Origin of the sequence: Phocaeicola faecalis (genome assembly GCF_021730445.1) — a bacterium.
In the GTDB taxonomy this organism is placed as follows: domain Bacteria; phylum Bacteroidota; class Bacteroidia; order Bacteroidales; family Bacteroidaceae; genus Phocaeicola; species Phocaeicola faecalis.
In genome coordinates this window covers 88,533-115,126 of the sequence record NZ_JADNRM010000013.1, presented here as the reverse complement: position 1 = coordinate 115,126, position 26,594 = coordinate 88,533, and the positions used below count along the sequence as shown (strand labels likewise).

Genomic DNA, 26,594 nt, shown 5'->3' with positions numbered 1-26,594 from the left:
ACCCCCTCGCGTGTGAGGAAGGAGCGGGAGCGGAGCGTCTGAAGCGAATAGTTCTTGCCGTAATATTTGGCTATCATACGCAGGCAGGTGGGGCCACAGTCCATCGCATCCAACTGGAGGTAGTGGGGGAAGGTCTTCATGCGTTTTTAGGGTTTTACATGACAAAGATTGGGCTTTCCTATTACCAACTCATAATTGGAGGGAGAAGGGCATAGATAACGAAATAGACAATCTTTGCATGGCGATACTTTATCACGTGTTAAAAACCATGCCTTTCCATTTTTCATTTCTTTAAAAACGAGTTCACTGATTTTTTCTTCACTATCTCCGATAGATTCCATGTTGGCATTAGAATATACTTTTCCGTCACAATCAATTTGTAAATGCCCAAAAAAATGAGTATTAATTTGCTGATTGGCAAAAATATTCTTTTTATTTCTATGTAGACCTGAAATATCTTCTTCCTCTTGATATACATACTCTTTGAAGAAAGATTGATTTGTATGAGTGTAAAAAGGTAAAATAGAACCCTTCAAGTGGAATTTTTCTATCATAGAACTAGCATAGTTGAAATCATTAATGGATGATACTGGAAAGCAGTAAGATATTTGTTCTTTTTCTATACTCCAAAGTAGGCTTTTTTCTATTTCCTCTTCTTTTGTGTTACAATTCGCAAGTAAACATATATGTAGTAGCTTATTTAGATGGAAATATTCCATGAATTTCGATAGGCTATTAATATGCTGTATGTTTACGTAGAATGTTATCTTGAAAGGAAAGCTATTGATTAATAATAATAATTCCTTTAAATGGGGATAAAGAGTGATATCGCCACCGATAAATTGAACATGTGTGACACCTGAATAAGTTAGTTGAGTTAAAATATCATCAATTCGTTCTATTGATAATATACCGTTTGCCTTTTTACTACACCAGTTAAATTGCTTTTCATAAGAAGTACAATATTTACATTGGTTCTTACATTCACTGTTAAGACGAATGGTCATCGTATGTAAATTGTTAGCAATATGTTTTCCGAAGAATTGGAAATCATTGGAATCTCCTGTAATAAGTTTTAAATTTTCATTGACATTGACAACTGGAACGATAACTAAAGGCTTTTGTGAGAATGCCGATTGTGGCAATAAGTCACATATAAATTCATTTCTTAGTTGATTGATAAATGAAGAAATTTCTTTCTGTATCAATTGCTGTTCTGTAATTTCTGTGCAGTAGAAATTATCTTTATCTATTAATTGATCAATAATCTCTTTTACTATTGGGGTGATATGGAAAAATGAACTTTTACCTGACAAAGTATTGTAAAACAGTGCATTATTTTCATTTGCCCAAAAGAATATATATGATTCTATGAATAGCCAATATTTTTTCATTATGCAAAAACCATTTTATTAATTTCAATATACGAATCGGGGTTCACCTCTAAATATGATATCATATCTGTTAGGTAATTTTGGAACTCCTCTTTACTCATCATAGAATTGCAGAAAGGAATTCCATCTTTTAACTCAAATTGCATAAAACAAGCTCCACAAGAATCGGCATTGTAACAATGCATACATTGTTTGGCTATAGCACTGTAGAAGCTATTGTATTTCTCAGCAACTTGTTCGTAGTTAATATTCATATTTTCCGTTACTTTTCCAAGAATATGTTTAAAACCTATTCGCTCACAGGGATAAATTCCACCACTTGGAGTGATAAAGACTTTCCTTGAAAAAGGCAAACAGGTTCCTGTCGGGAGTCTTGGTTGATTTTCATTTTTAGAGATTATTAAGTCAATGTAATGAGAGTAGGAATTTCCCATGTGATAATAGAAAAAAAAGCCGATATCTTTTAACTCACGAGAATTTCGTTTCCGATTTTGTTCAGTTTCGATAGGTAATATATAAGGGCGGTATAGCTCTTTAAACAGTTGTTTTTTTTCTTTTTTAATTCCGGCTGATGCAATCTGCTCGATGCCTGTATTTTTACCAAATTCATCAAAAATGAATTTTTGTACAGAAATAACATCTGAATTATTGTTTAGTACGGAGTTGAATTGTACTTGTTTCTCAAAGTATATAGGATATTTTTCTTTTAAGGATTTAATATTATGAAATACTTTATTAAATGATGGATTTCCCTGTTTATCTATACGATAGCTATTATGAACTTGGTTACCATCTAAACTTATTAATAAATTGACCTTGTATTTTTCTAAATAACTCATGTATTTGTCTAGTAGCATGGCATTGGTTGTCATGTTATACTTGAATATTGCACCGTTTTTAAGATGAAGTGATTGAGTATATTCGATTATCTGTTGGATGAGTGAGAAATTAGTTAAAGGTTCACCGCCATAAAAACCTATCATTATATCACTATTCTGAGAAATATTCATTTCAGAATTCCACCTTTCATATAAAAAGTCAAGGACCTTTTTTGCGCGTGAAAAATCCATCACATTGCAGCTAACGTCTCTGTCTGTATTTTCATACATATCTCCATAGCAGCAGTATGTACAGTTTAAATTGCACAAATTTGTGACTTGAAATACGACAACACTCACATTGGCAAGTTGAACTTTTACTGTTTCAGCAGAAATCTTACCACTCAAGTATTGTTCCATATCAATATCTGTAAATAATCCATTTGATTTAAAGAATTGATATTTTGAATAGTAATATTCAATATCATTGAAAGAAAACTCTGGATATCTATTCTTAATTTGTTGAAATAATTCCGTAGTGTCATTATTGTGCTGAGATAATTCAAATATAGTTTGAATTACCGGATGACAATTAATCATACACGAGTGTCTATTATCATAGAGATATCCGTTTCCTTTTTTTGTCTGAAGATAAATAGTGGAATCCATTGCTGTTATTTTTTTAAATATGCCATGATTAATACAGGGTTGTCGTCTTCTTTCAATCCGTCGGCAAACGCTACTAGTTTCTCGCTTACCCATTCGCCCTTTTCTTTCTGTTGGGCGATATACTCTTTCAGTTCATAAGGCCATATCCAGCTGACGATGGCACCATTGTGTACTCCCAGTCTTAACTCAAAAGGTTTTCCACCGTCAATGTCATCAGTCAGATGTTCTGATATGGCAAAAGTATTTCCGTTGGTCTTATCAAGGAAGGCTAATAAATAAGGGGAATGTTTTTTTCGTACGCCTTCATAGGCAATAATGTTCATCCATTGCATCACTACATAGCGTTCGGATTCGTATGCATTGAGTATCCTTTTTTTATTGTCTACCAGTTTGGCATACTCACTGTTTTCAGCAAGAAGTANATATAGTCATTCAGGAAAGCACGTTTATCCGGCCCTAAATCTTTCATATCAAATTTCCATCTCACTTTTAGTCCATTATCAGTTACTGTGTACATGCAATCGGTGAAGAAATTATAGAATAAGGTATGTCCGTCGTAGTCTGAAAACTCATATTGGATACCTTGAGCATAAACATTGGCCGGCTGATGCAAACAACTGTCTAACGGAATACGCCCTCTATACACAATGTCGAGATTCGTATTCATCCAATATACAGAATCGGGATAATTGACAAGCATATATAGGCTGTCGGCTGTAACCATACCTGCCAGACCCGTCAAGGAACCGCCACTAATCATGCCTCCGCTTGTATATTGTATCGTCTTTTCTACTCCTGTAAACTTGCCATTCCTGTCATATTGTATGATTTTGTTTCCCTGTGTATAGAATAAGCCACGCTTTTCGTCATAGGTAACCATATAGCCCCATGGACTGGTATCTTCTCCCGGTCCGCCTCCCAGTTTTCCTATTTGTTTGACATATTTTCCTTTAGCATCGAATAAGCGTCCGGGATAGGCACACCAATACGGCTTTACATACTGTAGTAATCCGTTGGTCAAATATACTTTTGTTTCCAAAGGTACATATACGATACTGTCCACCACTTCGGATAATTTCATGGAGGGCAGGGCCTTTTCAATGGCATCGCCGATTCTGATGGTGGAATCCAAGACAAATGCTGCCTCTTCACTTTCATCACTTTGTTTTTTCGACTGGCTTGTGCAACCTGACAATGCAAGTATACACAATATCAATATAATGTTTCTCATAATATTTAAGGTTATATTGTTATCATTCTGGATGAAATAAGAAGTAACGAAATTAACATGCTTTTGAACTGTGTTTTCAATACTATATTATTTCATCCAGAAAGGCTTTAGATAGTTTTCATATAAATTAAAGAAGCTGTATAAGAGTCTTTATTAATCTTACATAAAGTTCAGATTATTTTATCATAGAAAACTTTAGGATGACATTCCCAAATTTGTTTCATCGTTTAGAAGAATAATACAAAATTAATCTTCTTCATCCTTTTAATTCAGCAGCGTCTTTACTAAGTCCACTGGAGTAGTTGGAGGGATCGTCATATACACCACATGCGCATGAACATTTTTCAGCTTCATAATTTGCGTGAAAATTTCTGTTTCCAAACATACAGAAAGTACCACCTTTTAGTGCTTCTTCTTCCTTTTGCTTAAGGACTTGATGTTCAAGATTCCCTAGCTTTAAAACTTTAATCTTTTTCATGTCTTTATTATTTAAAATTAAACATATTTATATGGGCTTTAAATAACCCATAATTCCTGATTTATTTGATTCAAGGCAGACAACGAATATTTTTTTAAATATAATTCTCTGCTATGTTTCTTCATTTTGCTTATTTCCATATCAGACATTGTGATGAATGCCTTTAGCTTCTCGTAAATTTCTTCAATAAATTGTTGAGAACCGAATTGAGCGTATATTTTAGTTCCATTTTCTTTTTCATGTATCATTTCTGATAATCCTGAAGTATTTGTAGCAATTAATGGAATTCCATACATCATCATTTCTATCATAACGTAACTACATTGTTCATATATGGAGGGTAGAACACCAATATCTGTTATTTGATATAAATCATATAATCTATTCTGAGTTATTTTACCCGTGAATACTACTTTTGCTGCTATGTCACTAGCTTCACAAATACAGTCATCGTATTCTCCGCCTCCCACTATCACTAGTCTTATATTTTTAATATCGTTTAAAAGCTTACGAAAAGCTTTTAATAAAAAGATGATGCCTTTATTACTCTCTAGACGTCCAACAAACAATATTATTTTTTCATTGTCGTGAAAAAACATATTTTGCTTTTTCTTATTTCGTATTTCATTATTTGGAAAAACTGCATTATCGGGTAATTTGTTGTATGATAGATGTATCATCTCTTTGTTTAAATGATATAGATTTAGAAGAATATATTTGCAATATTCCGACAAACAGATTATTCGGTCTGCAAAGTGAAAAAAGGAACCATTAATTGTGAAGAGTCGTAAAATACCTTTTTCTTTAAGGGTGCATTCTGATATATTCTTATTAAGAATCTTTTCCATCTTTGATAAATCATTTCCTATGTCTAGTCCCCAATCAAAGTAATGTATAACAATTATGAACTTACACGATGGCATCATTTCTTTGATATTATTAAGAAACATAGAATGACGGAAGAAATTTATTTGAATAATGTTCTGTTCGGCTTCAGACATACAAGTAGTAAAAGCGGAAGCCAATTCTTTACAATATTCCTCATAATGTATTTCATTCTCTTCATCTTCTTTAGGAATCCAAAGAAAACGAATACCTTCCGACCAAGTCTCTATAATATCATTATCTGAACCATTCATTTTGACTACTGTTAATTTTCCTTGTGGAGAAGATTTCCATGAAGCAATAATCTGAGTTATGTATGTTTTTACACCATAACACGAAGCTTGAGCAATATTATCAATTATATACAGATGTTTCATAGTATCTCATCTAAAAATTTGAGATGTAGTAGAAATATAATAATATCTACCTTTTCCTGTTTTTATCATCGATAAATGCATATTTAGTTTTATTCTATATGAATAGAGCCAATAAGGTAATTGCTTGCTTCTATCATTTGTATAGTGTAATCTCCTTTTCCAAAGTCCGTAATGTCAATGGAATAGGTAGTGCATTCGGGGATGGTAGTAACATTATAATAAATAACATTGCCCAAAGAGTCTTTTATTATCACTTCCAAATCATTTAATTCCTTTTCGGAATAGATATAGATGTTCTGTCCGTCTATGGATAGTTGAGGGACAAATGAAATAGAACGATCATTTTCAATATTCCATCCATCTTCAATAGAGATTACTTTATTCTCCGCCATTAACTTATATGGAAAGAGAAGAAGAAAAGCTGCTAATACTAATACTGCGTTTTTCATATTTTGCATTTCGTTTTAAAGTTTAGGCAAATATGAAAAAAAGATTTTAATGTATCATCAAAAACTAGTACACTTTTAGTACACAGATGACTTCTTGTACTTTCTAAAGTACACAATTAGTACACTACAGGTTATAATCTACTGTAAATCAGAGATAAAAGTATCCAGTTTTTCGGTAGAGTTTTGTTCTCCCAGTAGTCTCTTTGCAAGGCGGATGCGAGCGTTACTTATGGCAGCTTTGGTGCGATTGGTGAAAATGGCAATATGGGTTGGTGGAATTGAAATCTTCATTAGATAGCATATTTGCAGTTCGACGACTGATAATTTGGGATATAACTCATATAGACATTTGCTGAAGTTGGGATAGGCAGTATCAACCTCTTTTTGTAGCTCTGACCACTTCTCTTCAGTTATTTTGCTGTCTGCCTTGGTACATGCCTGATGAAAAAAATGATAGATGGAAGTCTGACGCAGGGAGTCTTGTAAAACTCTTTGTGTTTTTAGGCTGGCGATAATTTCTTGGTTTTTAGCTTCCAGTTGCTCTTTTTGAGCAAGGAGCAAGTCTTGCTGGGCTTTTGCTTGCTCTAATTCTTCCTTTTGCGCATTCAATAGTGTATTCTTTTCTGCTATTTCTCTTTCTTGCTTGACTGATTTTTGCTCTAATTCTTTTACTCGTGGTTCTGTTTCTCTTTGTTTTTGCTCTAATTCTTTTATTTTGCGGATGTTTTCTTCATGGGCTTTCATGCTCATTGCTTCTTGTTCTTCTTGTAGTTTTCTATACTTGTACGTTTGTAAGCGAGTAGCTTGTACTTTCTTTCGGTAATAGAAATAGATGCCGACAGCTACCCCCGTGACGGCTAGGGATATACAGCCAAGTATCCAAGAGAGAGCATTCTTCTTTTCATTTTTCAGTAGGAGTGTATAGTTCTCTTTTTGAATATGTTGATAATTATACAATGAGTTTATTTGGGCAATCGCTTCTGTTCGGGTAATCTCCTTAATGGAGTCTGCCAACAGTTGAGCCCGCTGGATATAGGTTATGGCTTGAGGATAATTGTGTTTTTGAATCTCAATGGATGATAAATGTCGGTAGGCACTATGCTGTTTGTAAATATCACCATATTCAATGGCTTGATGCAGGTAATAACAGGCGGAGTCCCATCGGTTTTCACCCCGATAGACATCGCCTAACACCAATAGGGCGTTTGCCATGCCTGGTTGATGCTTGAGGGCGGTAATAAGCATTTGTTTGGCGGAATCGGCTTTTGTCAAGTTATAATAATAAAAGCTGCCTAATTCTCCTAAAATAACGTATGCTTTATGAGGACTGTGAACGGACAATGCAGTGCGGTATGCTTTTTGATAATAATGAAGCGCGCTGTCTTTTTGATGCTTGGCATCATACATGCGCGCAATATCTCTTAATGCATAGGAGATTTTGCCTTTTTTTCCTTGTGCCAGATAACAGTTTACCGATTCTCTGTTGGCCTGCAATGATTCATCGTAAAGCCCTTGATAAGCAAACAAGGTTCCCATTTGATTATAGGTTCGTGCCATTAAATCGGCGGATTGCTTCTTGCCGGCAGACGACAGTTCCTTGCTCCGGCTAATCACTTCATGAAAGGCGTCCAAAGCACTCGGGGCATCATTCATGTCGCGATATACACTGCCTTGATAATAGTATGCCTCTATCTGTTTGTTCTTATCGCCATACTTATTATAGAATTTCACAATAAGATTGATAAGCGAATCGGAGGTATGGCGGGTATATAATTTGTCTTTTGCCTTGATGGTGAGCAAATGATAGTACATTTGCGTTTCTTCGGGTTCACGCCGGATGCTGTCTTTCAGTAAAGAAAGGTAATGCAGGGCGCTGTCGGGAGCTGTTTCCATGCAGCTTTGGGCTTGCTCCATGAAAAGCGGATAAGGCCGGTGGCGCGAACACCCCAATGACAGACTTACCCCAATAAATAATATGAAAACTAAATGTGCTTTCATCAGGGGCAAAGATACGAAAGTTTTATTAAAAGCAATTTTTTTCTTCAAAAAACTTTATCTTTGTCCAAATGAAAATTCAATAGACTGAAATACATAAAATTATGGCAAAAGAATTAGAATTAAAGTATGGCTGCAATCCCAATCAAAAGCCGTCACGCATCTTTATGCAAGAAGGAGAATTGCCCATCGAAGTATTGAACGGACGCCCCGGATATATTAATTTTCTGGATGCATTCAATAGCTGGCAGTTAGTAAAGGAACTCAAAGAAGCCACCGGACTACCTTCGGCTGCATCTTTCAAACACGTCAGCCCCGCCGGAGCTGCTGTCGGAATAGAAATGAGTGAAACACTGAAGAAAATTTATTTTGTAGACGACCTTCCTCTCACCCCATTGGCAACAGCATACGCGCGTGCACGAGGCGCCGACCGTATGTCTTCTTACGGAGATTTCATTGCTTTAAGTGATACATGCGACGAAGCAACCGCACGGCTCATCAACCGTGAAGTATCGGATGGTGTCATTGCTCCCGACTATACGCCTAAAGCGCTCGAAATCTTGAAAAACAAACGTAAAGGTACTTATAACGTCATCAAGATTGACCCGTCTTACCGTCCTGCTCCCATTGAGCACAAGGATGTGTTTGGTATTACTTTTGAACAAGGACGTAACGAAATCAAACTGGACGAAAGCTTGCTGACTAATATTCCGACAAAGAGCCAACACTTCACGGAAGAGGCTAAACGCGACCTGATTATCGCCCTTATCACCTTAAAATATACACAAAGTAATTCTGTGTGTTATGTGAAAGACGGTCAAGCTATCGGTATCGGTGCCGGACAGCAAAGCCGTATCCATTGCACCCGACTGGCAGGCAACAAGGCTGACATCTGGTATCTGCGCCAACACCCGAAAGTAATGAATCTGCCATGGGTAGAGAAAATCCGCCGTGCCGACCGTGATAATACTATTGATGTGTATATCAGCGAAGACCACGATGACGTATTGGCTGACGGAGTTTGGCAACAATTCTTTACCGAAAAACCTGAAGTACTGACGCGTGAAGAAAAACGCGCATGGCTGGATACAATGAAAGGAGTTTCACTGGGTTCGGACGCTTTCTTCCCATTTGGCGACAACATAGAACGCGCGCATAAAAGCGGAGTGGAGTACATTGCACAGGCCGGAGGTTCCGTACGCGATGATCATGTTATCGATACTTGTGACAAATATGGAATTACCATGGCATTTACAGGTGTCCGCTTGTTCCACCATTAATAATTTATCGAAAAGCCGGTCGGAAGAGTTTCCCTTGAACATCCGGAAAGGCTAATGAAAGGGGCGTATCATTACTCAAAACGGAGTTTGATACGGCCCTTTTAAATGTTATAGTTACAATCTGTAACATCTAATAATTAACAAGACGCTAACTATTTTACTTCCCCTTATGGCGATTGGCACGTTTCTTACGAATATCTGCTTTCATCTTGGCCGAGCCCGAACCATGAAGTCCGGTGATATAACTTTTCTTCTTCGCCTTCGTTTTCACTTTTTCTTCATTCTTTCCATTGGGCGACTTTCCGCCTTTGAAAACGATTCCATCGGTAATTGCTTTTTCTATGTCCATCGTCTTATTGTTTATTTATCAATTTAGGTTTTACCGTTATTCTGTTGCCGAGCTTTGTACAGATGAGTTCATCTTTACGCAAGGTACGTTCTTTTAAATCAAGAACAAGATTGGGATTAAAGTGTTGGCCGTCTATCCGAAACTCCAGATGAAGATGTTCCGTGGTGGCTCTCCCTGTTCTGCCGGTAAGAGCAAGAGGTGTTCCGACTTTTACTACGTCTCCCGATTTCACCAGATTCTTTGCGTTATGACTATAAATACTTTCCAATCCGTTGGCATGGCGCACTACAATCACATTTCCATAAGCCGCATAGGGTTTTGCCATTCTTACAACCCCATCGAATATGCACCGAATCGTGTCATTCGCTTTTGTCTTGATATCAGTTCCACTGTGACCGCGACGTCCTCCGTAAGAAGAAATGACCTTCCCACCCGGAAGCGGAAAGCAGAATTCACTTCCTTGCAGGCTGTCCAAATGGAGACTAATGCTTTTCCGCCCAGAGAACAAACCCGGTGTCTTTACGCGTATATGGTTAATTTCCATAGCAGTAAAGTTCTTTGCAGGCTCCCCTCCCCAAGCCGCAATGGTTAGGATGAATAATAGTAGGATGAATGCGCCTCTTTTCATGGTTTATTTTAGTATTTAAAATTCAATCTGTTCGATATCTTCTGCCGATGCAAATTCTTTTAGCAACTCAACCATATAGTCGGCAGCATCCCGAAGTCCTTCCTTCCCGCTATAACCATTAATAATGGTAAGCAAATGAGTTGTACCCAATTCTAGTTTTGTACGTTCGTTATCACTGGTGGGTGTCCCGATTCCACCGGCAGCATCACGATAAACAGGCATCCCCTCTATGTTCAGTTCTCCACGTCCAATGCCCTCATAGGGTTCTCCGGCCTTACCGATGCCCAGAATAAGGGTATCGCCGACTATCTTATCCGCATCAAAACCTCCAATAGAATAGCCAAAACGAATAGATACCAAATTAATAAGGTCTACCAATGTATCTATCTGATATAGTGCGAGTCCGCGAAGTATCCTGCGACATAGCGCTTCTCCTGAAGGACGATAGCGGCTGGGATCTTTGCCACACTTCTTGTAAGCCTCGCGGGTGGCATGGATAGTCGTCATATCCTTGATGGAATCCGTCGTGTACATTTCACGATAACGGACAGTAAACTCATTTATCTTCTGCCACAGTTCTTCATTGTATGCCGTATTCACCACTTTAGCAGAGATGGCAACTCCGGCAAAAGCCGGACAAGCTGTTCTTATTTCAGATGATACTTCTATTTTCATAATCCATTTTCTTTTAGATTTCAATCTTCTGCCATATCAGCGATGCAACATGATGCCCGATAAAATTCGCCCGGAGTGAATCCCTAGGCGACGGGCTGAAAAGAAATCGCGGTAATTTTGATAGGTACAAATACCCGCTACCTCTATAGCCTCCTCTTTTACACCGTGGTCAAGCAACTGCAAACGGTTGGCTTCCCACAAATCAAGATGCCATTTTTCTTCTTTACGGGCGATGCGCTGCATATCAAAACCGGCAGCACAAAAGGCCTCATACACCTCATCGCCTACTTCAAAAGCGGCAAGTGAGATGCCCGGACCGATACAAGCCTTTATGTCCTGCCCTTCCGAAGCATACCGCTCCTTCATTGTCGCAAGAGTTTTTGCCACAATCTTGCCCACCGTGCCTCGCCAACCGGCATGGACAGCAGCAATAACCTTTTTTGTCGAGTCATAAAGCAACACAGGGATGCAATCGGCTGTCGAAATGCAAAGGCAATAGCCGGGAAGTTGCGTTACGACAGCATCAATATCTTCCAACGCCTCCTTTCCGTACATTCCGATACAAGTATCATCAATTACACAGATATTGGTGCTATGCGTTTGATGAGGAATGATTAATTTTAAAGGCTTCTGTGGCAAAAGTTCACACAATATGTCACGATTCCTCTGCACATGTCCTGCCTCATCCCCACAGTATCCGGTGCAATTAAAAGAGGCATAATTACCCTCACTACACCCTCCATGGCGTGTAGTAGAAAAACAAGAAATGTTGGGATATGCCTTCATCAGCTCATATCCCAACATTTTATTATCTGATGTCAGCCGTTTCATTTCTCTTCTTCGTCCCAGTCTTCTTCCTCATATTCATAGTCAAAGTCATCATCGTCATCGTCTTCATATTCGAACTCAAAGTCTTCGTCTTCACCCATAGCCTTTAACTCTTCTTGCAGTTTGGCCACATCTTTGGCACGATGGACAATCGTTTCGGTACGAACACCTTCCAAGCGGTTACTGTCCTTATTCAGTTCTGTCCACAGCATATCCTTCAGTTGTTGGATACCCATGCCTGTGACAGAAGATATAAAGATATGAGGAACGTTATCGGGAAGGGTCGGTTCAAGCATATTAATCAACTCCTCATCCAGCATATCGGATTTGGTGATAGCCAATACACGTTGCTTGTCCAGCATCTCGGGATTGAAGGTAGCCAACTCATTCAGCAATATATCATATTCTTTGCGGATATCGTCTGTATCTCCGGGCACCATGAAAAGCAATAACGAGTTACGCTCAATGTGTCGCAAGAAGCGAAGTCCCAACCCTTTACCTTCACTGGCTCCCTCAATAATACCGGGAATATCTGCCATAACGAAAGATTTTCCTTCGCGATAAGACACAATACCCAAATTGGGTTCAAGCGTAGTAAAGGGGTAATTGGCAATCTTGGGACGTGCAGCCGACACAGTGGAAAGCAATGTCGATTTACCTGCATTCGGAAAACCTACCAAACCGACATCCGCCAATAATTTTAATTCAAGAATGACCGTAAGTTCCTGCATCGGTTCTCCCGGCTGTGCAAAACGCGGCGCTTGACGGGTAGCTGTGCGGAAATGCCAGTTGCCCAGACCTCCTCGCCCGCCTTTCAGCAAAACAACTTCTTGTCCGTCTTCAGTAATATCGCAAATATACTCACCGGTCTCGGCATTGTAAACCACTGTACCACAAGGCACTTCAATGGTTTTGTCTTCACCATCCTTACCAAAGCTCTTATTTTTAGAACCGTTTCCACCGTGAGTGGCAAACACATGACGGTCATATTTCAAGTGAAGCAATGTCCAGTAATTGCGGTTACCCCGCAAAATAACATGACCTCCTCTACCACCATCGCCACCATCGGGGCCACCATTGGGCACGTATTTTTCACGACGCATGTGCGTAGAGCCTCGTCCGCCTTTTCCCGAACGGCAATATATCTTCACATAATCAACAAAATTCGATTCAGCCATTTTCTTCTACAGTTTGAGATAATGAGTGCAAAAATAGTGATTTCAGTCGATTTCCTCAAGTTTTTTAACAGAAACAAGTATTTATTCTTTTTCCATTTCTTGGCACACCTTATTTATATGCTCTACAAACGTATCGGAAAAGACATACGTATCTGCCTTAACTGCCGCTTCATTGTAACGACGGATAAAAGCAGGAAAATCACAGAAACAGTCGATGGCAGCCTGCAAACCCAATTGATCACGGATAAGAAAGACCATGAAATCTCCGGTAGTATGTCCACCAAAATGGGCACACTGACGAGCTTCTTTATATTGTTTTTCGGTAATTTTTCCGGCAAGGTAATCGCAAGTCAAATTGTCAAGCTGTTTTAATACTTCAGGGGAAGCATTATAATCATCATTATAAATCTTTACAATCATAGGCCCATAAAGTCCCATTTTTTCAACTGGCATTTTCTGCTTGTTAATGATGTCGGCAGTACCTTCCTGCTGGTTGACAATAATTGCCCAAAGAGCTGCATCTTTGGGATCTTTTTTGAACCGGTCCTCCAGCAAAGCCCCCATATAATGATGATGAAGTTCGTGTGCCATAACGTTTATCAAACCTTCTTCCCCATCTTCATAACAAGTATTTAAATCAAAATAAATGCCATTGCTCCATGTTCGGTCTTCAAAATCCCAAGAAAGAAAATAAAATTTTGTAAAGGTAGGATGCAGGTCATTGATGCGTGCGGGTAAGTATTGAAGAGCTTTTGCATGAGCTTTATGTAACAGCATACTGAAATCTGTATCATGAATGAAGGTATTCAGAACATCAAGCCGATTCTTCAAAGAATTAAAATTCACTATAAAGTTATTCAGAAAAGGGCCGTTTCCATTAAGAGGTTGACTAACGACACTGTCGAGTCGGGCTTGTTGTGACTTATCAAACACCACTTGAAACGCTGTCCTTATATTTTGTTGCCATTCTAATGAATCACGACAAGCCGAAAAGAAACAATGGTAACCTTCCGTAGCAAATAATTGCCTCCATGCTTCATCGTCAGGCAATATGCCGTTTTGCGCTTTTTCTGCCATTTCCATAAAGTGCACAGCAGACTCTATGGAATAGTTTTTGCAAGCAATCTGGATATTTTTATCTTGTTGGGCGAATAGAGTGTTCGAGAGGAATATCAAGAAGAAAAATTCCACTAACAATGATTTTGTTTTCATACGTATTTAAATTAAAGGTTCATAAAATAAAGAAGCTCAACAAAAGATATTTTCAATCTATTGTTGAGTCTCTTTTTATTCTATACGATAAGATATAACTTACTTCACTACATCAACAGCTTTACAAATATCCTGCGTAATTGTCTCCAAATCACCCAAGCCATTAATATGCTGGTATTTACCTTCCTTTTTATACCAGTCAATCAGCGGAGCTGTCTGAGAATGGTAAACAGTAAGGCGTTTCTTGATTGTCTCTTCATTATCGTCTGCACGGCCTGACTCCTGTCCACGTTTAATCAAGCGAGTCATCAGTTCGTCTTCGGGAACATCAAGATCCAACATAATAGAAACTTCCTGTCCGCGTTCCGACAACATCTGCTTCAACGCTTCTGCCTGAGCAATCGTTCTGGGAAAACCGTCGAAAATAACACCTTTGCTATCCTTGAAACCATCCAATGTGCTAGCCAGAATGTCGATAATCAGCTCATCAGGAAGTAACTGACCCTGGTCAATATAACCTTTAGCAGTTTTACCCAGCTCTGTACCATTCTTGATTTCTGCACGAAGCACATCTCCTGTTGAAATGTGATTAATACCGAATTTCTCTACAATACGTTCACTCTGAGTACCTTTACCTGAACCCGGAGCACCGAAAATTACAATGTTCAACATCTTGTTTTACCTTTTATTTTTATATTTAGTTGTATAATTCTTACTCTATTACAGTATAGATATCACGATAATTGCGTCCCAACCCATCATAATCAAGGCCATAACCGACAATAAAATCATTAGGAATACGCATAGCTATATAATGTATATCCAAATCTACCGTCAGCTTATCGGGCTTCAACAACAATGTGGCGATACGGATTTCCTTCGGGTTCTTTGCTTGAAGTGTCTCTAACAAATGCTTCATTGTCACTCCCGTATCTACAATATCTTCTACAATCACCACTGTACGGCCTTCGATATCATCATTCAAGCCAACCAATTCCTTCACTTTTCCGGTAGACGAAGTACCGGCATACGAAGCCAGTTTCACAAAAGATATCTCACTGGAAATGGTAAGGTTACGCATTAAATCGGCTGCAAACATAAACGAACCGTTGAGCACACTTAGAAACAGGGGATTCGTACCTTCTAAATCCCGGTTAATCTCACTCGCTACCCGTTCTACTTCTCTCAATATCCGTTCTTCTGGAATGAAAGTCGTGAAGCGCTTGTCTTTTATCTGAATGGTATCCATAACCGTATTTTTATTAAATTGGTGCAAAAATAGTGTTTTAATTCGATTTTATGAAATCTAACAGCCGTTTTGTGAGGAGGATTACGAGTCAGCGTATGAAGGGATTATGTTCTGTCAGCAAAGGTATGCCTCAATAAAAAAGAGGATGCCGGAAACCAATGTTCACGACATCCTCTTTTATTATTCAGAGGAATTCAAATGAAAGTCTTAGATTTTTTCAAAGACTTTCAGATATGAAACCTGACAAGTGTTATTCGATGTATTGGTTTCTGTTATTTCCAAACGAATATAACGGGCAACCACCGGTGAAGGCAATACAACTTCTTCATAAGCCGGAATCAACGGACTGGTAAAGCCGGTTACTACAGTTCCGTCGGGTGCAGTCCATGGCAATGAGAATGTAAATCCACCGACTTTTTCGAAGTTCTCATTATCGGTGCTGACATAAATATTCATATTCTTAACAGTACCGTAATTGTTACCATTTGAATAATATCTTCTACCAATATGGAACATAGCACATTCTTGTTCTTCTTTCATATCAATTTCCAAGATATAAGGAAGAGGAACTGAATAGCTGTACGGACTGTGCCAGAATGTTGCACGGTTTTCATTAAACAAGCTGGCATATCCACCACCGTCACCGGCTTCAACACCATTACCGGTAGCTGTCCAACGAGTCCAGTCATACTGCAAAAATTCTTGTCCGTCATATTTCTGCAATACAGTGAAAGTAGTCTGGCGATAGCCGGATCTTACACTGACAGTAGCAGTACGATAATTGCTGTCTGTATTGGCAGAAGTTGCAGTCACAGTAATCTCCTTACCGTTTACTGACACCTGACACCAATCTGCATCTACATTGTCAACGACAATGGCAGAAGAGATATCTGTATCTGCGGTTACAGTAGCACTGGAATTGGCAGCAGCGTCCAGCACGGCACGCTCTACAACGATATAACCGACATACGGTTGCTCATATTCGGAACATCCGCAAACAATGGCCGATAAAAAGAGCAAAAGTAAATATGATATTTTTTTCATTTGTATATCCATTTTAAATTAGTAAATCTGTTTTGTTAGGGGTTCTGTTCCAACTTGTAAGGATAAGCATCATACTGAAGCTGTGGAATGAACTCACATACCGATGGCGAGTTATACGGAATTTCATAGAATTTATCACCCTGAGCTATGGTATGTCCTCCCGGATATCTTCTATCCATAGTGTAGCGCCAACGGAATACGTCGAAACGGCGATGACCTTCCCATGCAAGTTCCAGCATGCGTTCTTCTTCAATAATCTTATGAACATCTTTCGGACTTCCATTTTCAGCAGTAGCTATGTTTGTCATTGTCCATTCAGGTATACCTGCTCTATCACGAAGAATATTGATATCATCCAACGTAGCTTGTACGGAACCACCCTTTTCATAATTAGCTTCGGCACGTATCAGATACATTTCGGCCAAACGAGAGATGATGGGCGACCACAAATGTTTGCTCTGTTCCTGATAAGAACATTTGTTGATAGCATAAACAAGGAAAAGAGAAGACTTACCACGCTTAGTGGAAGCATCAAACACTTTAGGTTCGATACGGCCTATATGCTTGTTACCGTCCTGACCTACGACATAGTAACGAGTACCTGTATTGTAGGCTTCTTCTTGGATGGTAGCACTTTGGAATTTAGAAGCGTCTTTGGTAATAAGGAATGTACCGTCAGCCTGCTTTTCTACATCCAACTGTTTGTATTCATAGTTGGCTGTGTTAGCTTGCTTAACAGCATAAGCAAATGTCCAGTCTTCGTATACATTGTTGGGATATCCAACTGGAGTATAGTCGCCTACGCCATCTTCTACATATCTCTTCACAATAAATTTGCTACGCAAGTCCTGAGGCATATTGTTATCATTCAAATGCAGCTCCAACAGTTCCAAATATCTTGAAGAAGGAGACATTTCTTCCCAACCGGAACCGTCGATGCGGATGTACATACTACCCATACGGCTGTATCCATCGTCATCTTTGTCAAGTGTACGACGTACTGCAAAAATGGTTTCCTTGTTGTCTTCAGGAATGAGTTGTGAATAAGTAGCAAAGCGGTTTCCTCTTTCCAACTCAAAACGTCCTGATGTAATTACATTGTTAGCCATTTCCCATGCACCGTCCCAATTCTCCATATAGAGATAGACTCTAGCCAACAGAGCTTCAGCAGCTTCTTTAGTAGCATAGATGTTTGATTTGGGAGTCTCTCCTTGCTGCAGTGTCAGATAAGTGATAGCATCCTTCAAGTCGAGAACCACCTGATCATAAACTTCGGCAACAGTAGAACGACTTTGAGGCAAATCATTCGGGTCACTTGTCAATTTCAAAGGCAAGCCGGGATTCTGTGTCGGATTATTAGAATAAGGCTGTGCAAACTCATTAACCAGCAAGAAGTAGCTCAATGCACGCAAATAATAGTTTTCACCCATCATGATGGTTTGCTCACGAGTGCTTTCATTACCCAATCCTTGAACAATTTCAATAATCTTATTACAGTTACCGATTACACGATAACCGAGCTCCCAAGTATATTCTGTGGTAGAGCTGGCAATGTTTCGGCTATAATCATACAATTTAAAAGTTGCACCGGTTGAAGTTCCGTTCCAAGTAACATCATCAGCACCGAAAGCCCAAAAATAGTATCCGTTGTCAATCAATCCACCGTCATTTTTCAACAAGCGATAACTTCCCTGAGACAGTTCAAGGAGGTTCTTATTGTCGAATTGTTCCTCCATCACACCATCATACATGGTAATGTCCAGGTTGCATCCGGTCATTCCGAACGCCATTCCCATGGCACCTAGTATATATTTTATTTTCATAATGTTTTCATTTAGATATTAGAAATTAGAATTGAACACTCAATCCTAAAGTAAAGCGTCTTACTGTAGGATAGCCGAAGCTTCCGGCACTACCATTATAATCTGAAGAGTACAGGATTTCCGGGTCTTGTCCTGAGAAGCTGGTAATGGTAAACAAGTTCTCACCACCGACACTCAAATTAGCAGACTTCACGCCCAATGGTTCCAACCAACGTTTCGGGAAGCTATAAGCTAAAGAAAGAGATTTCAATTTAAAATAGTCACCGTTTTCCAAATAGCGTGTAGATTCTCTATCGGCACCGTTATTACCACCATCAATCAACTGAGGATGTGTAGCGATATCACCCGGTTTTTCCCAACGGCTCCATCCGTCTTTCAATTTCATAGGCGGCTGAGAGTTACGTCCGCAGTCACGGTCAAGTGCACCGGCACGCTGTCCATTGTAAATCTTAGCTCCGGTAGCAAATGTAAAGTTAGCGTTCAAAGTGAAACCTTTCCATGTCAAGTTCGTGCTGATAGCACCATTAAATTTAGGAGTAGGCACTTCATCCAACAATACACGAGTTGCCTGGTTGTAATCACCGGTAACTGTCTTATTGCCTTCTTCATCTACCTTAAACCACAATGGAGTTCCCGTTTGTGAATCCACACCTGCCCATTCGCGCAAATACCAGTTTCTGTAAGGATAGCCCACAGCAGTTGCCTGTGATGTAAGTTCATCACCGTCAGGAAGGTAAGTAATCTCATTCTTATTATAGCCTAAGTTGAAGCTAACATCCCAATAAAGGTCTTTCGTTCTGATGATTTCAGGAGTAACAGTCACTTCAAAACCTTGATTCGTCATTTTACCATTATTGGCAGTCTGACGGTTATAACCTGTTACAGCAGGCAAGTGTTTCAAATAAATAAGATTCTTTACATCTTTGTGATAGTAGTCAAATACAATGCTTAAACGATCAAACAAACGTACATCCAAACCGAAGTCTAAAGTAGCTGTTTCTTCCCAAGAGAGGTCGGGATTTCCCAAGTAATTGGAATACAAACCCACTTTGCTACCATATTGTGTAGTACTAGCCAGCATGGTAGCCCATTCATAAGCACCATCAGGTAAGTTACCGGAAATACCATAAGAAATACGGGGTTTCAATTCATTCACCCATTTAAGATTACTCATGAATTCTTCCTTATGCATACTCCAACCACCACCGACAGACCAGAAAGGAGCCCAACGTTTGTTAGAACCAAACTGTGATGAACCGTCTACACGGAACATTACCTGAAAGAGGTATTTATTATCGTAAGAATAGTTACCGTTAAAATAATAAGCGGCATTTTTCTTCTCAACTTTAGTACCGCCCACTTTAGGATTAGCCACACCACCGTTCAGAATTTCATTACCTTGGAACATCTGTGAAGCCTGACCGGTCATGCTATAATAACGATATTCATCGTAGTCATAACCCAAATACGCGTTGATTTCGTGTACATCATTGAAAGTCTTTAAGAAACGAAGCAACTGGCTGGTATAAATGGTACGGACATTAGAATTACTGTTGTAGATAGTACCCTGGAGTGATTCTTGTCCCACTGCCATCGGGTCATAGTAATTCTCACCATAACTATTGCTCAATCCCACTTTGTTATTAGAAACAAAAGTCAACCAATCAAAAATCTTATAGTCGAAACCGACACCGATATCCATAGCGTTAGAACGTGACTTACCCCAGTTCAAACGATTGTTGTACAGCCAGTTGGAGCTTCCGTCAGAATACCAGTAATCACGTGGGTCTGCAGTTGCAGCATCTTCTTTACTCGGTCGGCCTTCTGTTCCGATTTTTACATTGCCCTGAGAGTCATAGGGAGTATCCCATGGAGTATAGCTAGTGTGAGACAAACCATACTGCTGATCGAATGTCTCCTTATAGCTGGTAGACAATTTGGCTCTCAATGTCAAACGGTCATTAACAATATAATCAGTGTTCACTCTCAACGTGAAACGGTCATAATCATATCCTTTGATAGCACCTTCTTCTGTATAATAGTCAGCAGAAATATAAGATTTTATTCGGTCATTACCATACTTATATCCGATGTTGTAGTTCTGTGTCAGAGCATTCTGTGTAGCAAAATCCCACCAGTCAAAATTCTGTTCCTTCAAATAAGGCTGAAGCCACTGTTGGTCTTGTAATGTTCCGGCATTGGTATAAGCGGTAACCAGATAATCATAATATTCGGCACCGTTCATCATTTCAAGGTTACCCTTTTGCAATTGAGAAATACCGAACTTCACAGAAGCATCAAAAGAAGAGCCACCGGTAGTGGCACGTTTAGTAACAACCTGTACTACACCGTTAGCACCACGAGAACCGTAAAGTGCCGTAGCCGAACCGTCTTTCAAAATAGAGATACTTTCAATATCATTCGGGTTCAAATCAGCCATGGCATCACCTACTACACCATCAATAACCCAAAGAGGCTCTGTATTACCACGAAGTGAACCGGTACCACGTACCCGGATACTTACACCGGCACCCGGTCGACCGGAAGTAGGTGTAACTACTACACCGGCAACTTTACCCTGCAACATATTGGCCACACTTGGAGTAGTAACCGTCTTCAATTTGTCTGATTTTACAGAAGCGATAGAACCGGTGATAGAACTTTTGCGTTGTACACCGTAACCTACTACCACTACCTCATCCAAAGTCTCGGTATCTTCTTTCAAAATCACTTTCATCGGCTTGCCGTCCCACACAATCTGCTGTTCTGCATAACCCACAAACGAGATAACGATTACATCGCCTTTCTTCACGTTAGAAATGATAAAATCTCCGTCTATACCAGTAATACCTCCATTGGTTGTTCCTTTTACAACGACTGAAGCTCCGATAACGGATTCACCATTTTGGTCCAATACAACACCTGTACAGGTATTGTCCTGCTGCACGATAGATACTCCTGTAGCTGCTGCGTGAGGCGCTGCCTGCATAAATCCGGTAGAAAAACCAGATAAAAGTAGTATCGCACTTACTAATTTAAGTTGCTCTCTTCTCATAGATTTTAATTTAAGGATGTGTTTACTGTTAATTGAATAGAATGCGTTTGTCCACGCCTGCCCTGTAGTAAGTTTTTGCCTTTACACATGTTTTAAAATTAATAAATTGATTATTTTTTAAGTACAATTATATTTTGGATGCAAATATACGAATACAAATACTAAATCCAGCACATTATTGATATTTTTTGTAAAAAGGTAATAACGAACATCTAAGGAAGAAGGCAATCATCACGTAGGTTCATTTTTATAACAAGCCGAAAGCAAAGGATATATGGATATTAAAAGAAAATATTTATCTTTGCCGAAATTAGAATGCTTGGTTCCAAGCAAAAGGACTAAAATAGTTATTATTAAAGCATTGATAACTAATGCTGTTTACAAACTTAGTATTTTTATTCTAAGTATCGAAGTTTTCTCACAACCTCTTTCTGTAAATAGTGTTATCTTTGCACATCCAAACAAAAGAGATTGAATATGAAAATTATTTCGAGTACCCATCTAAAAGAGCTGGACAAATACACTATAGCCAATGAACCCATAGCCTCCATTGACTTGATGGAACGAGCTGCCCATGAACTGACACGTGCCATTATGCGCCGTTGGAATAATTCTTTCCATATCGTCGTTTTTGCCGGCCCCGGAAACAATGGAGGAGATGCATTAGCCGTAGCACGACTGCTGTCACAACAGAACTATCGGGTAGAGGTTTTCCTGTTCAATACCAAAGGAGAATTATCCGAAGAGTGCCAAATCAACCTTGCCCGCCTGAAAGAATGTGGCTCTGTCTACTTTACAGAAGTAAGTACAAAATTTGATCCTCCTGTACTGACAGAAAAGCATCTGGTAGTAGACGGACTATTCGGTTCCGGCCTCAACAAGCCATTAAACGGAGGATTTGCCGCGGTAGTGAAGTATATAAATGCTTCCAAATCGCCGGTAGTAGCCATCGATATTCCCTCAGGATTAATGGGAGAAGACAACACCTATAATATAAGGCAAAGTATCATGCGTGCAGATGTGACGCTTAGTATCCAATTGCCCAAACTTTCGTTTTTCTTCCCTGAAAACGAAGATATTGTAGGCGAATGGGAATTATTGAATATCGGATTGAAGACTGAATTTATAGAAACGGTAGAAAGTTCTTTCTTCACCACGGAAGAAGCAGAGATACGTAACCTTATCAAACCGAGAAAGCGGTTCGCACACAAGGGAACATTCGGTCATGGACTATTAATTGCAGGTTCTTATGGCATGGCCGGAGCTTCTATCTTATCGGCCCGTGCATGTCTGCGATCAGGTATCGGACTGCTGACAGTGCATGTTCCTATCCATAACCATGATTTAATGCAATCTACTGTACCCGAAGCTATTGTACATACCGATATACATGAACGTTATTTTGCTGAACCGACCGATATTGACCGCTATCAAGCGATAGCCATCGGTCCCGGACTGGGGCAAGAAGAAGATACCGCCCTCGCTATGATGGAACAGATACAGAACTGCCCGCTACCGTTAGTACTGGATGCTGATGCCCTGAATATTCTAAGCACCCACCGCAGTTGGTTAAGCCGACTGCCGAAACGCTGTATCCTCACTCCCCATTTAGGTGAGTTGGAACGCCTTATCGGAAAGTGTATGGATACCTACGAACGCTTAGTCAAGACTAAAGAACTTGCCGCTTATCTGCAAAGCTACATCGTAGTAAAAGGTTCCTGGAGTGCCGTGGTAACCCCGGAAGGGAATTGCTATTTCAATCCGACCGGTAATCCCGGTATGGCAACAGCCGGAAGCGGTGATGTATTGACCGGTATCCTACTTTCACTATTGTCACAAGGATATTCGCAAGAAGACGCTTCCCGACTGGGTGTCTATGTACATGGCTTAGCAGGAGACATTGCCGCTCAGCAAAAAGGAGAAATAGGTATGACTTCAAGTGATATCGTAGAAGCACTTCCTGCTGCTTGGAAGAAATTAAGCGAAACAAAAGCCGGATTTACAAAAGAATAGCTATATTTGCCCTTACCTATATAAGAAAAGGAAATTATGAAAAGAGGATTAATAATTGCAGCAGGTATACTGATTTCATTGAGTAGTGCTGCACAGGATTTCAGTAAATATACTCCGGGAACCATGGGAGAAGGTGTCGTTTATTACTTGCCCAAAACCGAAATAGAACTGGAAGTACTGGCTACCAAAGTAACCTATACACCGGGAGAATTATGCCAGTATGCCAACAGGTATCTGCGCATGACGAACATCTCGGCCCAACCAGAAACCTACTGGGAAATAAAAAGTATCAAAGCGAAAGCTATCGGTGTCCCCGACCCGGATAATGCATATATAGTGAAACTGAAAGATAAAAGTGCCGCTTCGCAAGTGGAACTGACCAACGACGGTATTATCAAAGCTATCAATACGACTTCACCGATAGAAAAAGCGCCGGCAACTCCGATTGCAAATACAGCCAAAAGACGTATAGATCCGCGCAGCTTTATGACTGAAGAGATTCTCAGCACCGCTTCTACTGCAAAGATGGCCGAACTGGTAGCTAAAGAAATCTACAATATCCGAGAAAGCAAAAACAGCCTTACCCGCGGACAAGCAGATTATATGCCCAAAGACGGTGCGGCACTGAAACTGATGCTGGATAATCTGGACGAACAAGAACAAGCCATGACGCAAATGTTTGCGGGCATAACCGACCGTGAAGATAAAACCTTTACTATCCGCATAACTCCCACAGAAAGCATGAAAGATAAAATTGCTTTCCGATTTTCAAAGAAATTGGGTGTAGTAAGTGATGAAAACCTGGCAGGAGAACCTATCTATTTATCTGTCACCAACCAAGAAACGTTACCTCCGGCAGACGAAAAGGCAAAGGACAAAAAGAAAGTGGACGGTGTTATCTATAATATCCCGGGCAAGGCATCAGTCACTGTTACCAGCCCCACCAAACGATACTTTGAAGGTGAGCTCCTCATTACACAGTTTGGAACCACCGAAGTATTAGTGGATAATTTATTTAATAAGAAAATAAACACACGAGTACTTTTCGATCCCAATAACGGAAAAATTGTAAAAATAGACAAAGACTGACAGCTTCGATTTGCTCCAATCATACATACTGCCTTTATCCATTCACCGCATACTGCCCCATGGATAAAGGCAGTATTTTGTTCTATAGAAAAAGCCCCATATACACTTGTTAATAGTTGATATAAATAAGTTTAACGAGTTTTTTTTGAACAGTATAAAAGCCATTTAGGACAGTAAACTACCAGAATAATTGCTGATTTTTGCAATAACAAAACAACTGAAAAGATATTAGTTTTACTAACTTAATAAAATGAAAGTATGAATACAACTACTCAGACAGCAAGCCTTGGAAATGTGAAGAAGGTATTTATGATGGCCACAGCAGCCGAAGCCGTTTTTATTCTATTGTTGACTGCATTCTTTGCATAAGACCGACAGGCTGAAAAAAGAAGCTGCTGCAATCGATTGACAACACAATCCTTTGCAGCAGTTTTCTTTTGGGAGTTTTTAAATAATGAGGGAGAAACCCTATTTCTTTATGTTGGCTTCTTCCAATCCATATCCTTTTTTCTTATTTTCCGCTTTCAACCAAACCGCAAAGAGTAAAGCCGCTACACCAAAACAAGCAAAAATGCACATTGGCAACGTATAATCATAAGTCTGCATACCATCTACAACCGGGCCTTTGCAATATTCATTCAGCACATAGCCAATCAAAGCAGGAACACCCATCAATCCCCAATTCTGCACCCAGAAAATAAGAGCATAAGCAGTACCCAATTGTTTTTCGGGAATAATTTTAGGAACAGAAGGCCACATAGCCGACGGAACCAATGAGAAACCAATCCCCAATACAATCATCACAATAGTAGCAAACCACCAAACATTGAGTACCGGCAATGCAAACATGGTATGTACGAAAATTAAAAGAACAGAACCGATAATCATCAGGGTAGCCCCTTTGCCGATACGATCGTATATATTACCGAAGAATGGAGTCAAGAACAAAGTTCCCAAAGGCAAAAGACTTGGAATTGTTCCGGCAAGTTCTGGATCTACATGGTATTTCTGTACCATCAAATCAGTGGCATATTTCAAGAAGGGGAACACGGCAGAATAGAATAACACACAAAGCATGGCAATCAGCCAAAAGCCCTTATTAGTGATAATCAGCCAAATATCTTTCATACGGAAAGGCTCTTCCGGTTCTGCGCCCTCTTCTTCTAACGAAGCATCCAGTTTCTTATCATAAAAGGTGTAAATAAAGAAAGCTATCGTACCAATACAAAGCATGATGAGACAAAGTAGCAACGGAGCCGGAATATTGGGATGGAAAGTACCATCAGCATCAGTAATTCCAAAAAAAGTAGCAATAGGAACCGTAACGGCTAATGCCAACATGGTACCCAAACGAGCTGTAGCCATTTCCATTCCCATAGCCAAAGCCATTTCTTTACCTTTAAACCATTTTACTATGATTTTTGAGACAGTGATACCGGCAATTTCCACACCTACCCCGAAGATGGCATATCCTAAAGCGGCTAAACCAACCTGTGTCTTCATACCAAAAAATGTATCACCGACAGGGAAAGTAGTTGAAATGGCGTAATATTTTAATCCGCAACCCAGCACCATCAGAACACAGGCTCCCATTCCGGTGAAACGAACTCCCATCTTATCAAGGATAATACCTCCGATAATCAGCATGAAAGCGAAAACATTAAACCAGCCATACGCACTTGTAAAGATGCCGTAATCAAGGCTGTCCCATAATAGTTCTTTTTCAAGCATCGTTTTGAGAGGCGACATTACATCCGTCAGGAAATAACCGCATAACATGGTGAAAGCCACCAGCACCAACACACCCCACCGAAGTGCTTTAGAGTCGTTGAGCTTTTTTTGAATCTGTTCTTTCATTTCTTTTATAAGATTTTT

General features: G+C 39.6%; 25 protein-coding genes. 4 read left to right on the top strand and 21 right to left on the bottom strand.

Annotated features, from left to right (window positions below; translation table 11 throughout):
* The 9 genes from IR173_RS12735 to IR173_RS12695 all read right to left on the bottom strand — a co-directional run.
* On the bottom strand, positions 1 to 140 hold a 140-nt coding region (locus tag IR173_RS12735; RefSeq protein WP_237039980.1), incomplete at its 3' end, for a cysteine peptidase family C39 domain-containing protein.
* Between the two features lie 6 nt (positions 141 to 146).
* On the bottom strand, positions 147 to 1,394 hold the full coding sequence (locus IR173_RS12730; protein ID WP_237039978.1) for a TIGR04150 pseudo-rSAM protein: 1,248 nt from the start codon (positions 1,392 to 1,394) through the stop codon (positions 147 to 149).
* Positions 1,394 to 2,881, bottom strand: a complete 1,488-nt coding sequence (locus IR173_RS12725; RefSeq protein ID WP_237039977.1) for a radical SAM peptide maturase — start codon at positions 2,879 to 2,881, stop codon at positions 1,394 to 1,396. The genes IR173_RS12730 and IR173_RS12725 overlap by 1 nt, the downstream gene beginning before the upstream one ends.
* A gap of 5 nt (positions 2,882 to 2,886) precedes the next feature.
* Entirely contained in the window at positions 2,887 to 3,204 is a 318-nt protein-coding gene (locus IR173_RS12720; protein ID WP_237039976.1) for a hypothetical protein, read from the bottom strand.
* 59 nt (positions 3,205 to 3,263) lie between these two features.
* Positions 3,264 to 3,962, bottom strand: a complete 699-nt coding sequence (locus IR173_RS12715; RefSeq protein WP_449580340.1) for a 6-bladed beta-propeller — start codon at positions 3,960 to 3,962, stop codon at positions 3,264 to 3,266.
* Positions 3,963 to 4,368: 406 nt separating this feature from the next.
* Positions 4,369 to 4,590: a TIGR04149 family rSAM-modified RiPP gene (locus IR173_RS12710; protein WP_237039974.1), complete on the bottom strand. Its 222-nt coding sequence runs from the start codon at positions 4,588 to 4,590 to the stop codon at positions 4,369 to 4,371.
* A 38-nt stretch (positions 4,591 to 4,628) separates the two neighbouring features.
* Positions 4,629 to 5,852: a glycosyltransferase gene (locus tag IR173_RS12705; RefSeq protein ID WP_237039973.1), complete on the bottom strand. Its 1,224-nt coding sequence runs from the start codon at positions 5,850 to 5,852 to the stop codon at positions 4,629 to 4,631.
* 89 nt (positions 5,853 to 5,941) lie between these two features.
* A complete protein-coding gene (locus tag IR173_RS12700; RefSeq protein ID WP_237039972.1) occupies positions 5,942 to 6,301 on the bottom strand; it encodes a DUF3244 domain-containing protein in 360 nt (119 codons plus the stop codon).
* 138 nt (positions 6,302 to 6,439) lie between these two features.
* Entirely contained in the window at positions 6,440 to 8,347 is a 1,908-nt protein-coding gene (locus IR173_RS12695) for a tetratricopeptide repeat protein (protein WP_237039971.1), read from the bottom strand.
* Positions 8,348 to 8,400: 53 nt separating this feature from the next.
* Here IR173_RS12695 and IR173_RS12690 point away from each other — a divergent pair, with 53 nt between their 5' ends.
* On the top strand, positions 8,401 to 9,576 hold the full coding sequence (locus IR173_RS12690; RefSeq protein WP_237039970.1) for a phosphoribosylaminoimidazolecarboxamide formyltransferase: 1,176 nt from the start codon (positions 8,401 to 8,403) through the stop codon (positions 9,574 to 9,576).
* A gap of 157 nt (positions 9,577 to 9,733) precedes the next feature.
* On the opposite strand, the gene IR173_RS12685 is transcribed toward IR173_RS12690, so the two are convergent.
* The 11 genes from IR173_RS12685 to IR173_RS12635 form a co-directional block, all read right to left on the bottom strand.
* Entirely contained in the window at positions 9,734 to 9,925 is a 192-nt protein-coding gene (locus IR173_RS12685; protein ID WP_237039969.1) for a hypothetical protein, read from the bottom strand.
* A 4-nt stretch (positions 9,926 to 9,929) separates the two neighbouring features.
* A complete protein-coding gene (locus IR173_RS12680; protein ID WP_237039968.1) occupies positions 9,930 to 10,553 on the bottom strand; it encodes a M23 family metallopeptidase in 624 nt (207 codons plus the stop codon).
* 15 nt (positions 10,554 to 10,568) lie between these two features.
* Entirely contained in the window at positions 10,569 to 11,228 is a 660-nt protein-coding gene (locus IR173_RS12675; RefSeq protein ID WP_237039967.1) for a B3/B4 domain-containing protein, read from the bottom strand.
* Positions 11,229 to 11,264: 36 nt separating this feature from the next.
* Positions 11,265 to 12,059, bottom strand: a complete 795-nt coding sequence (pgeF, locus tag IR173_RS12670) for a peptidoglycan editing factor PgeF (RefSeq protein ID WP_237039966.1) — start codon at positions 12,057 to 12,059, stop codon at positions 11,265 to 11,267.
* The gene (gene obgE / locus IR173_RS12665) at positions 12,056 to 13,234 is read right to left on the bottom strand and encodes a GTPase ObgE (RefSeq protein ID WP_237039965.1); all 1,179 of its coding nucleotides are present in this window, start codon (positions 13,232 to 13,234) and stop codon (positions 12,056 to 12,058) included. Before obgE ends, pgeF begins: the two co-directional genes overlap by 4 nt.
* A gap of 81 nt (positions 13,235 to 13,315) precedes the next feature.
* A complete protein-coding gene (locus tag IR173_RS12660) occupies positions 13,316 to 14,446 on the bottom strand; it encodes a DUF5700 domain-containing putative Zn-dependent protease (protein WP_237039964.1) in 1,131 nt (376 codons plus the stop codon).
* A 99-nt stretch (positions 14,447 to 14,545) separates the two neighbouring features.
* A complete protein-coding gene (locus IR173_RS12655) occupies positions 14,546 to 15,118 on the bottom strand; it encodes an adenylate kinase (RefSeq protein WP_237039963.1) in 573 nt (190 codons plus the stop codon).
* Positions 15,119 to 15,158: 40 nt separating this feature from the next.
* Positions 15,159 to 15,695 carry a hypoxanthine phosphoribosyltransferase gene (hpt, locus tag IR173_RS12650; RefSeq protein WP_237039962.1) on the bottom strand — a complete coding sequence of 179 codons (537 nt, stop codon included), beginning with the start codon at positions 15,693 to 15,695 and terminating at the stop codon, positions 15,159 to 15,161.
* 207 nt (positions 15,696 to 15,902) lie between these two features.
* Complete coding sequence (locus IR173_RS12645; RefSeq protein WP_237039961.1) at positions 15,903 to 16,739, bottom strand: discoidin domain-containing protein; 837 nt, start codon at positions 16,737 to 16,739, stop codon at positions 15,903 to 15,905.
* 35 nt (positions 16,740 to 16,774) lie between these two features.
* Positions 16,775 to 18,562 carry a RagB/SusD family nutrient uptake outer membrane protein gene (locus IR173_RS12640; protein WP_237039960.1) on the bottom strand — a complete coding sequence of 596 codons (1,788 nt, stop codon included), beginning with the start codon at positions 18,560 to 18,562 and terminating at the stop codon, positions 16,775 to 16,777.
* Between the two features lie 25 nt (positions 18,563 to 18,587).
* Complete coding sequence (locus IR173_RS12635) at positions 18,588 to 21,617, bottom strand: SusC/RagA family TonB-linked outer membrane protein (protein WP_237039959.1); 3,030 nt, start codon at positions 21,615 to 21,617, stop codon at positions 18,588 to 18,590.
* Between the two features lie 274 nt (positions 21,618 to 21,891).
* Between IR173_RS12635 and IR173_RS12630 the strand changes: the two genes are divergently transcribed.
* From IR173_RS12630 to IR173_RS12620, 3 genes are read left to right on the top strand one after another with little or no spacing between them, the layout of a single operon-like run.
* Positions 21,892 to 22,092 (top strand): hypothetical protein, encoded by a 201-nt coding sequence (locus IR173_RS12630; RefSeq protein WP_237039958.1) that lies wholly within the window; start codon positions 21,892 to 21,894, stop codon positions 22,090 to 22,092.
* A 2-nt stretch (positions 22,093 to 22,094) separates the two neighbouring features.
* Positions 22,095 to 23,630, top strand: coding sequence for an NAD(P)H-hydrate dehydratase (locus IR173_RS12625; protein ID WP_237039957.1), 1,536 nt, complete (start codon positions 22,095 to 22,097; stop codon positions 23,628 to 23,630).
* A 36-nt stretch (positions 23,631 to 23,666) separates the two neighbouring features.
* Entirely contained in the window at positions 23,667 to 24,719 is a 1,053-nt protein-coding gene (locus tag IR173_RS12620; protein WP_237039956.1) for a DUF4831 family protein, read from the top strand.
* Positions 24,720 to 25,187: 468 nt separating this feature from the next.
* Here IR173_RS12620 and IR173_RS12615 read toward each other — a convergent pair whose 3' ends face one another.
* Positions 25,188 to 26,576 (bottom strand): MFS transporter, encoded by a 1,389-nt coding sequence (locus tag IR173_RS12615; RefSeq protein ID WP_237039955.1) that lies wholly within the window; start codon positions 26,574 to 26,576, stop codon positions 25,188 to 25,190.
* Positions 26,577 to 26,594: the final 18 nt, after the last annotated feature.

What these genes read in the sequence shown, in the direction of transcription:
- IR173_RS12730 (WP_237039978.1), bottom strand. Translation starts at nt 1,394, where the DNA reads ATGAAAAAATATTGGCTATTCATAGAATCATATATATTCTTTTGGGCA.
- IR173_RS12725 (WP_237039977.1), bottom strand. Translation starts at nt 2,881, where the DNA reads ATGGATTCCACTATTTATCTTCAGACAAAAAAAGGAAACGGATATCTC.
- IR173_RS12720 (WP_237039976.1), bottom strand. Translation starts at nt 3,204, where the DNA reads ATGAACATTATTGCCTATGAAGGCGTACGAAAAAAACATTCCCCTTAT.
- IR173_RS12710 (WP_237039974.1), bottom strand. Translation starts at nt 4,590, where the DNA reads ATGAAAAAGATTAAAGTTTTAAAGCTAGGGAATCTTGAACATCAAGTC.
- IR173_RS12705 (WP_237039973.1), bottom strand. Translation starts at nt 5,852, where the DNA reads ATGAAACATCTGTATATAATTGATAATATTGCTCAAGCTTCGTGTTAT.
- IR173_RS12700 (WP_237039972.1), bottom strand. Translation starts at nt 6,301, where the DNA reads ATGAAAAACGCAGTATTAGTATTAGCAGCTTTTCTTCTTCTCTTTCCA.
- IR173_RS12690 (WP_237039970.1), top strand. Translation starts at nt 8,401, where the DNA reads ATGGCAAAAGAATTAGAATTAAAGTATGGCTGCAATCCCAATCAAAAG.
- IR173_RS12685 (WP_237039969.1), bottom strand. Translation starts at nt 9,925, where the DNA reads ATGGACATAGAAAAAGCAATTACCGATGGAATCGTTTTCAAAGGCGGA.
- IR173_RS12680 (WP_237039968.1), bottom strand. Translation starts at nt 10,553, where the DNA reads ATGAAAAGAGGCGCATTCATCCTACTATTATTCATCCTAACCATTGCG.
- IR173_RS12675 (WP_237039967.1), bottom strand. Translation starts at nt 11,228, where the DNA reads ATGAAAATAGAAGTATCATCTGAAATAAGAACAGCTTGTCCGGCTTTT.
- pgeF (WP_237039966.1), bottom strand. Translation starts at nt 12,059, where the DNA reads ATGAAACGGCTGACATCAGATAATAAAATGTTGGGATATGAGCTGATG.
- obgE (WP_237039965.1), bottom strand. Translation starts at nt 13,234, where the DNA reads ATGGCTGAATCGAATTTTGTTGATTATGTGAAGATATATTGCCGTTCG.
- IR173_RS12660 (WP_237039964.1), bottom strand. Translation starts at nt 14,446, where the DNA reads ATGAAAACAAAATCATTGTTAGTGGAATTTTTCTTCTTGATATTCCTC.
- IR173_RS12655 (WP_237039963.1), bottom strand. Translation starts at nt 15,118, where the DNA reads ATGTTGAACATTGTAATTTTCGGTGCTCCGGGTTCAGGTAAAGGTACT.
- hpt (WP_237039962.1), bottom strand. Translation starts at nt 15,695, where the DNA reads ATGGATACCATTCAGATAAAAGACAAGCGCTTCACGACTTTCATTCCA.
- IR173_RS12645 (WP_237039961.1), bottom strand. Translation starts at nt 16,739, where the DNA reads ATGAAAAAAATATCATATTTACTTTTGCTCTTTTTATCGGCCATTGTT.
- IR173_RS12640 (WP_237039960.1), bottom strand. Translation starts at nt 18,562, where the DNA reads ATGAAAATAAAATATATACTAGGTGCCATGGGAATGGCGTTCGGAATG.
- IR173_RS12635 (WP_237039959.1), bottom strand. Translation starts at nt 21,617, where the DNA reads ATGAGAAGAGAGCAACTTAAATTAGTAAGTGCGATACTACTTTTATCT.
- IR173_RS12630 (WP_237039958.1), top strand. Translation starts at nt 21,892, where the DNA reads ATGGATATTAAAAGAAAATATTTATCTTTGCCGAAATTAGAATGCTTG.
- IR173_RS12625 (WP_237039957.1), top strand. Translation starts at nt 22,095, where the DNA reads ATGAAAATTATTTCGAGTACCCATCTAAAAGAGCTGGACAAATACACT.
- IR173_RS12620 (WP_237039956.1), top strand. Translation starts at nt 23,667, where the DNA reads ATGAAAAGAGGATTAATAATTGCAGCAGGTATACTGATTTCATTGAGT.
- IR173_RS12615 (WP_237039955.1), bottom strand. Translation starts at nt 26,576, where the DNA reads ATGAAAGAACAGATTCAAAAAAAGCTCAACGACTCTAAAGCACTTCGG.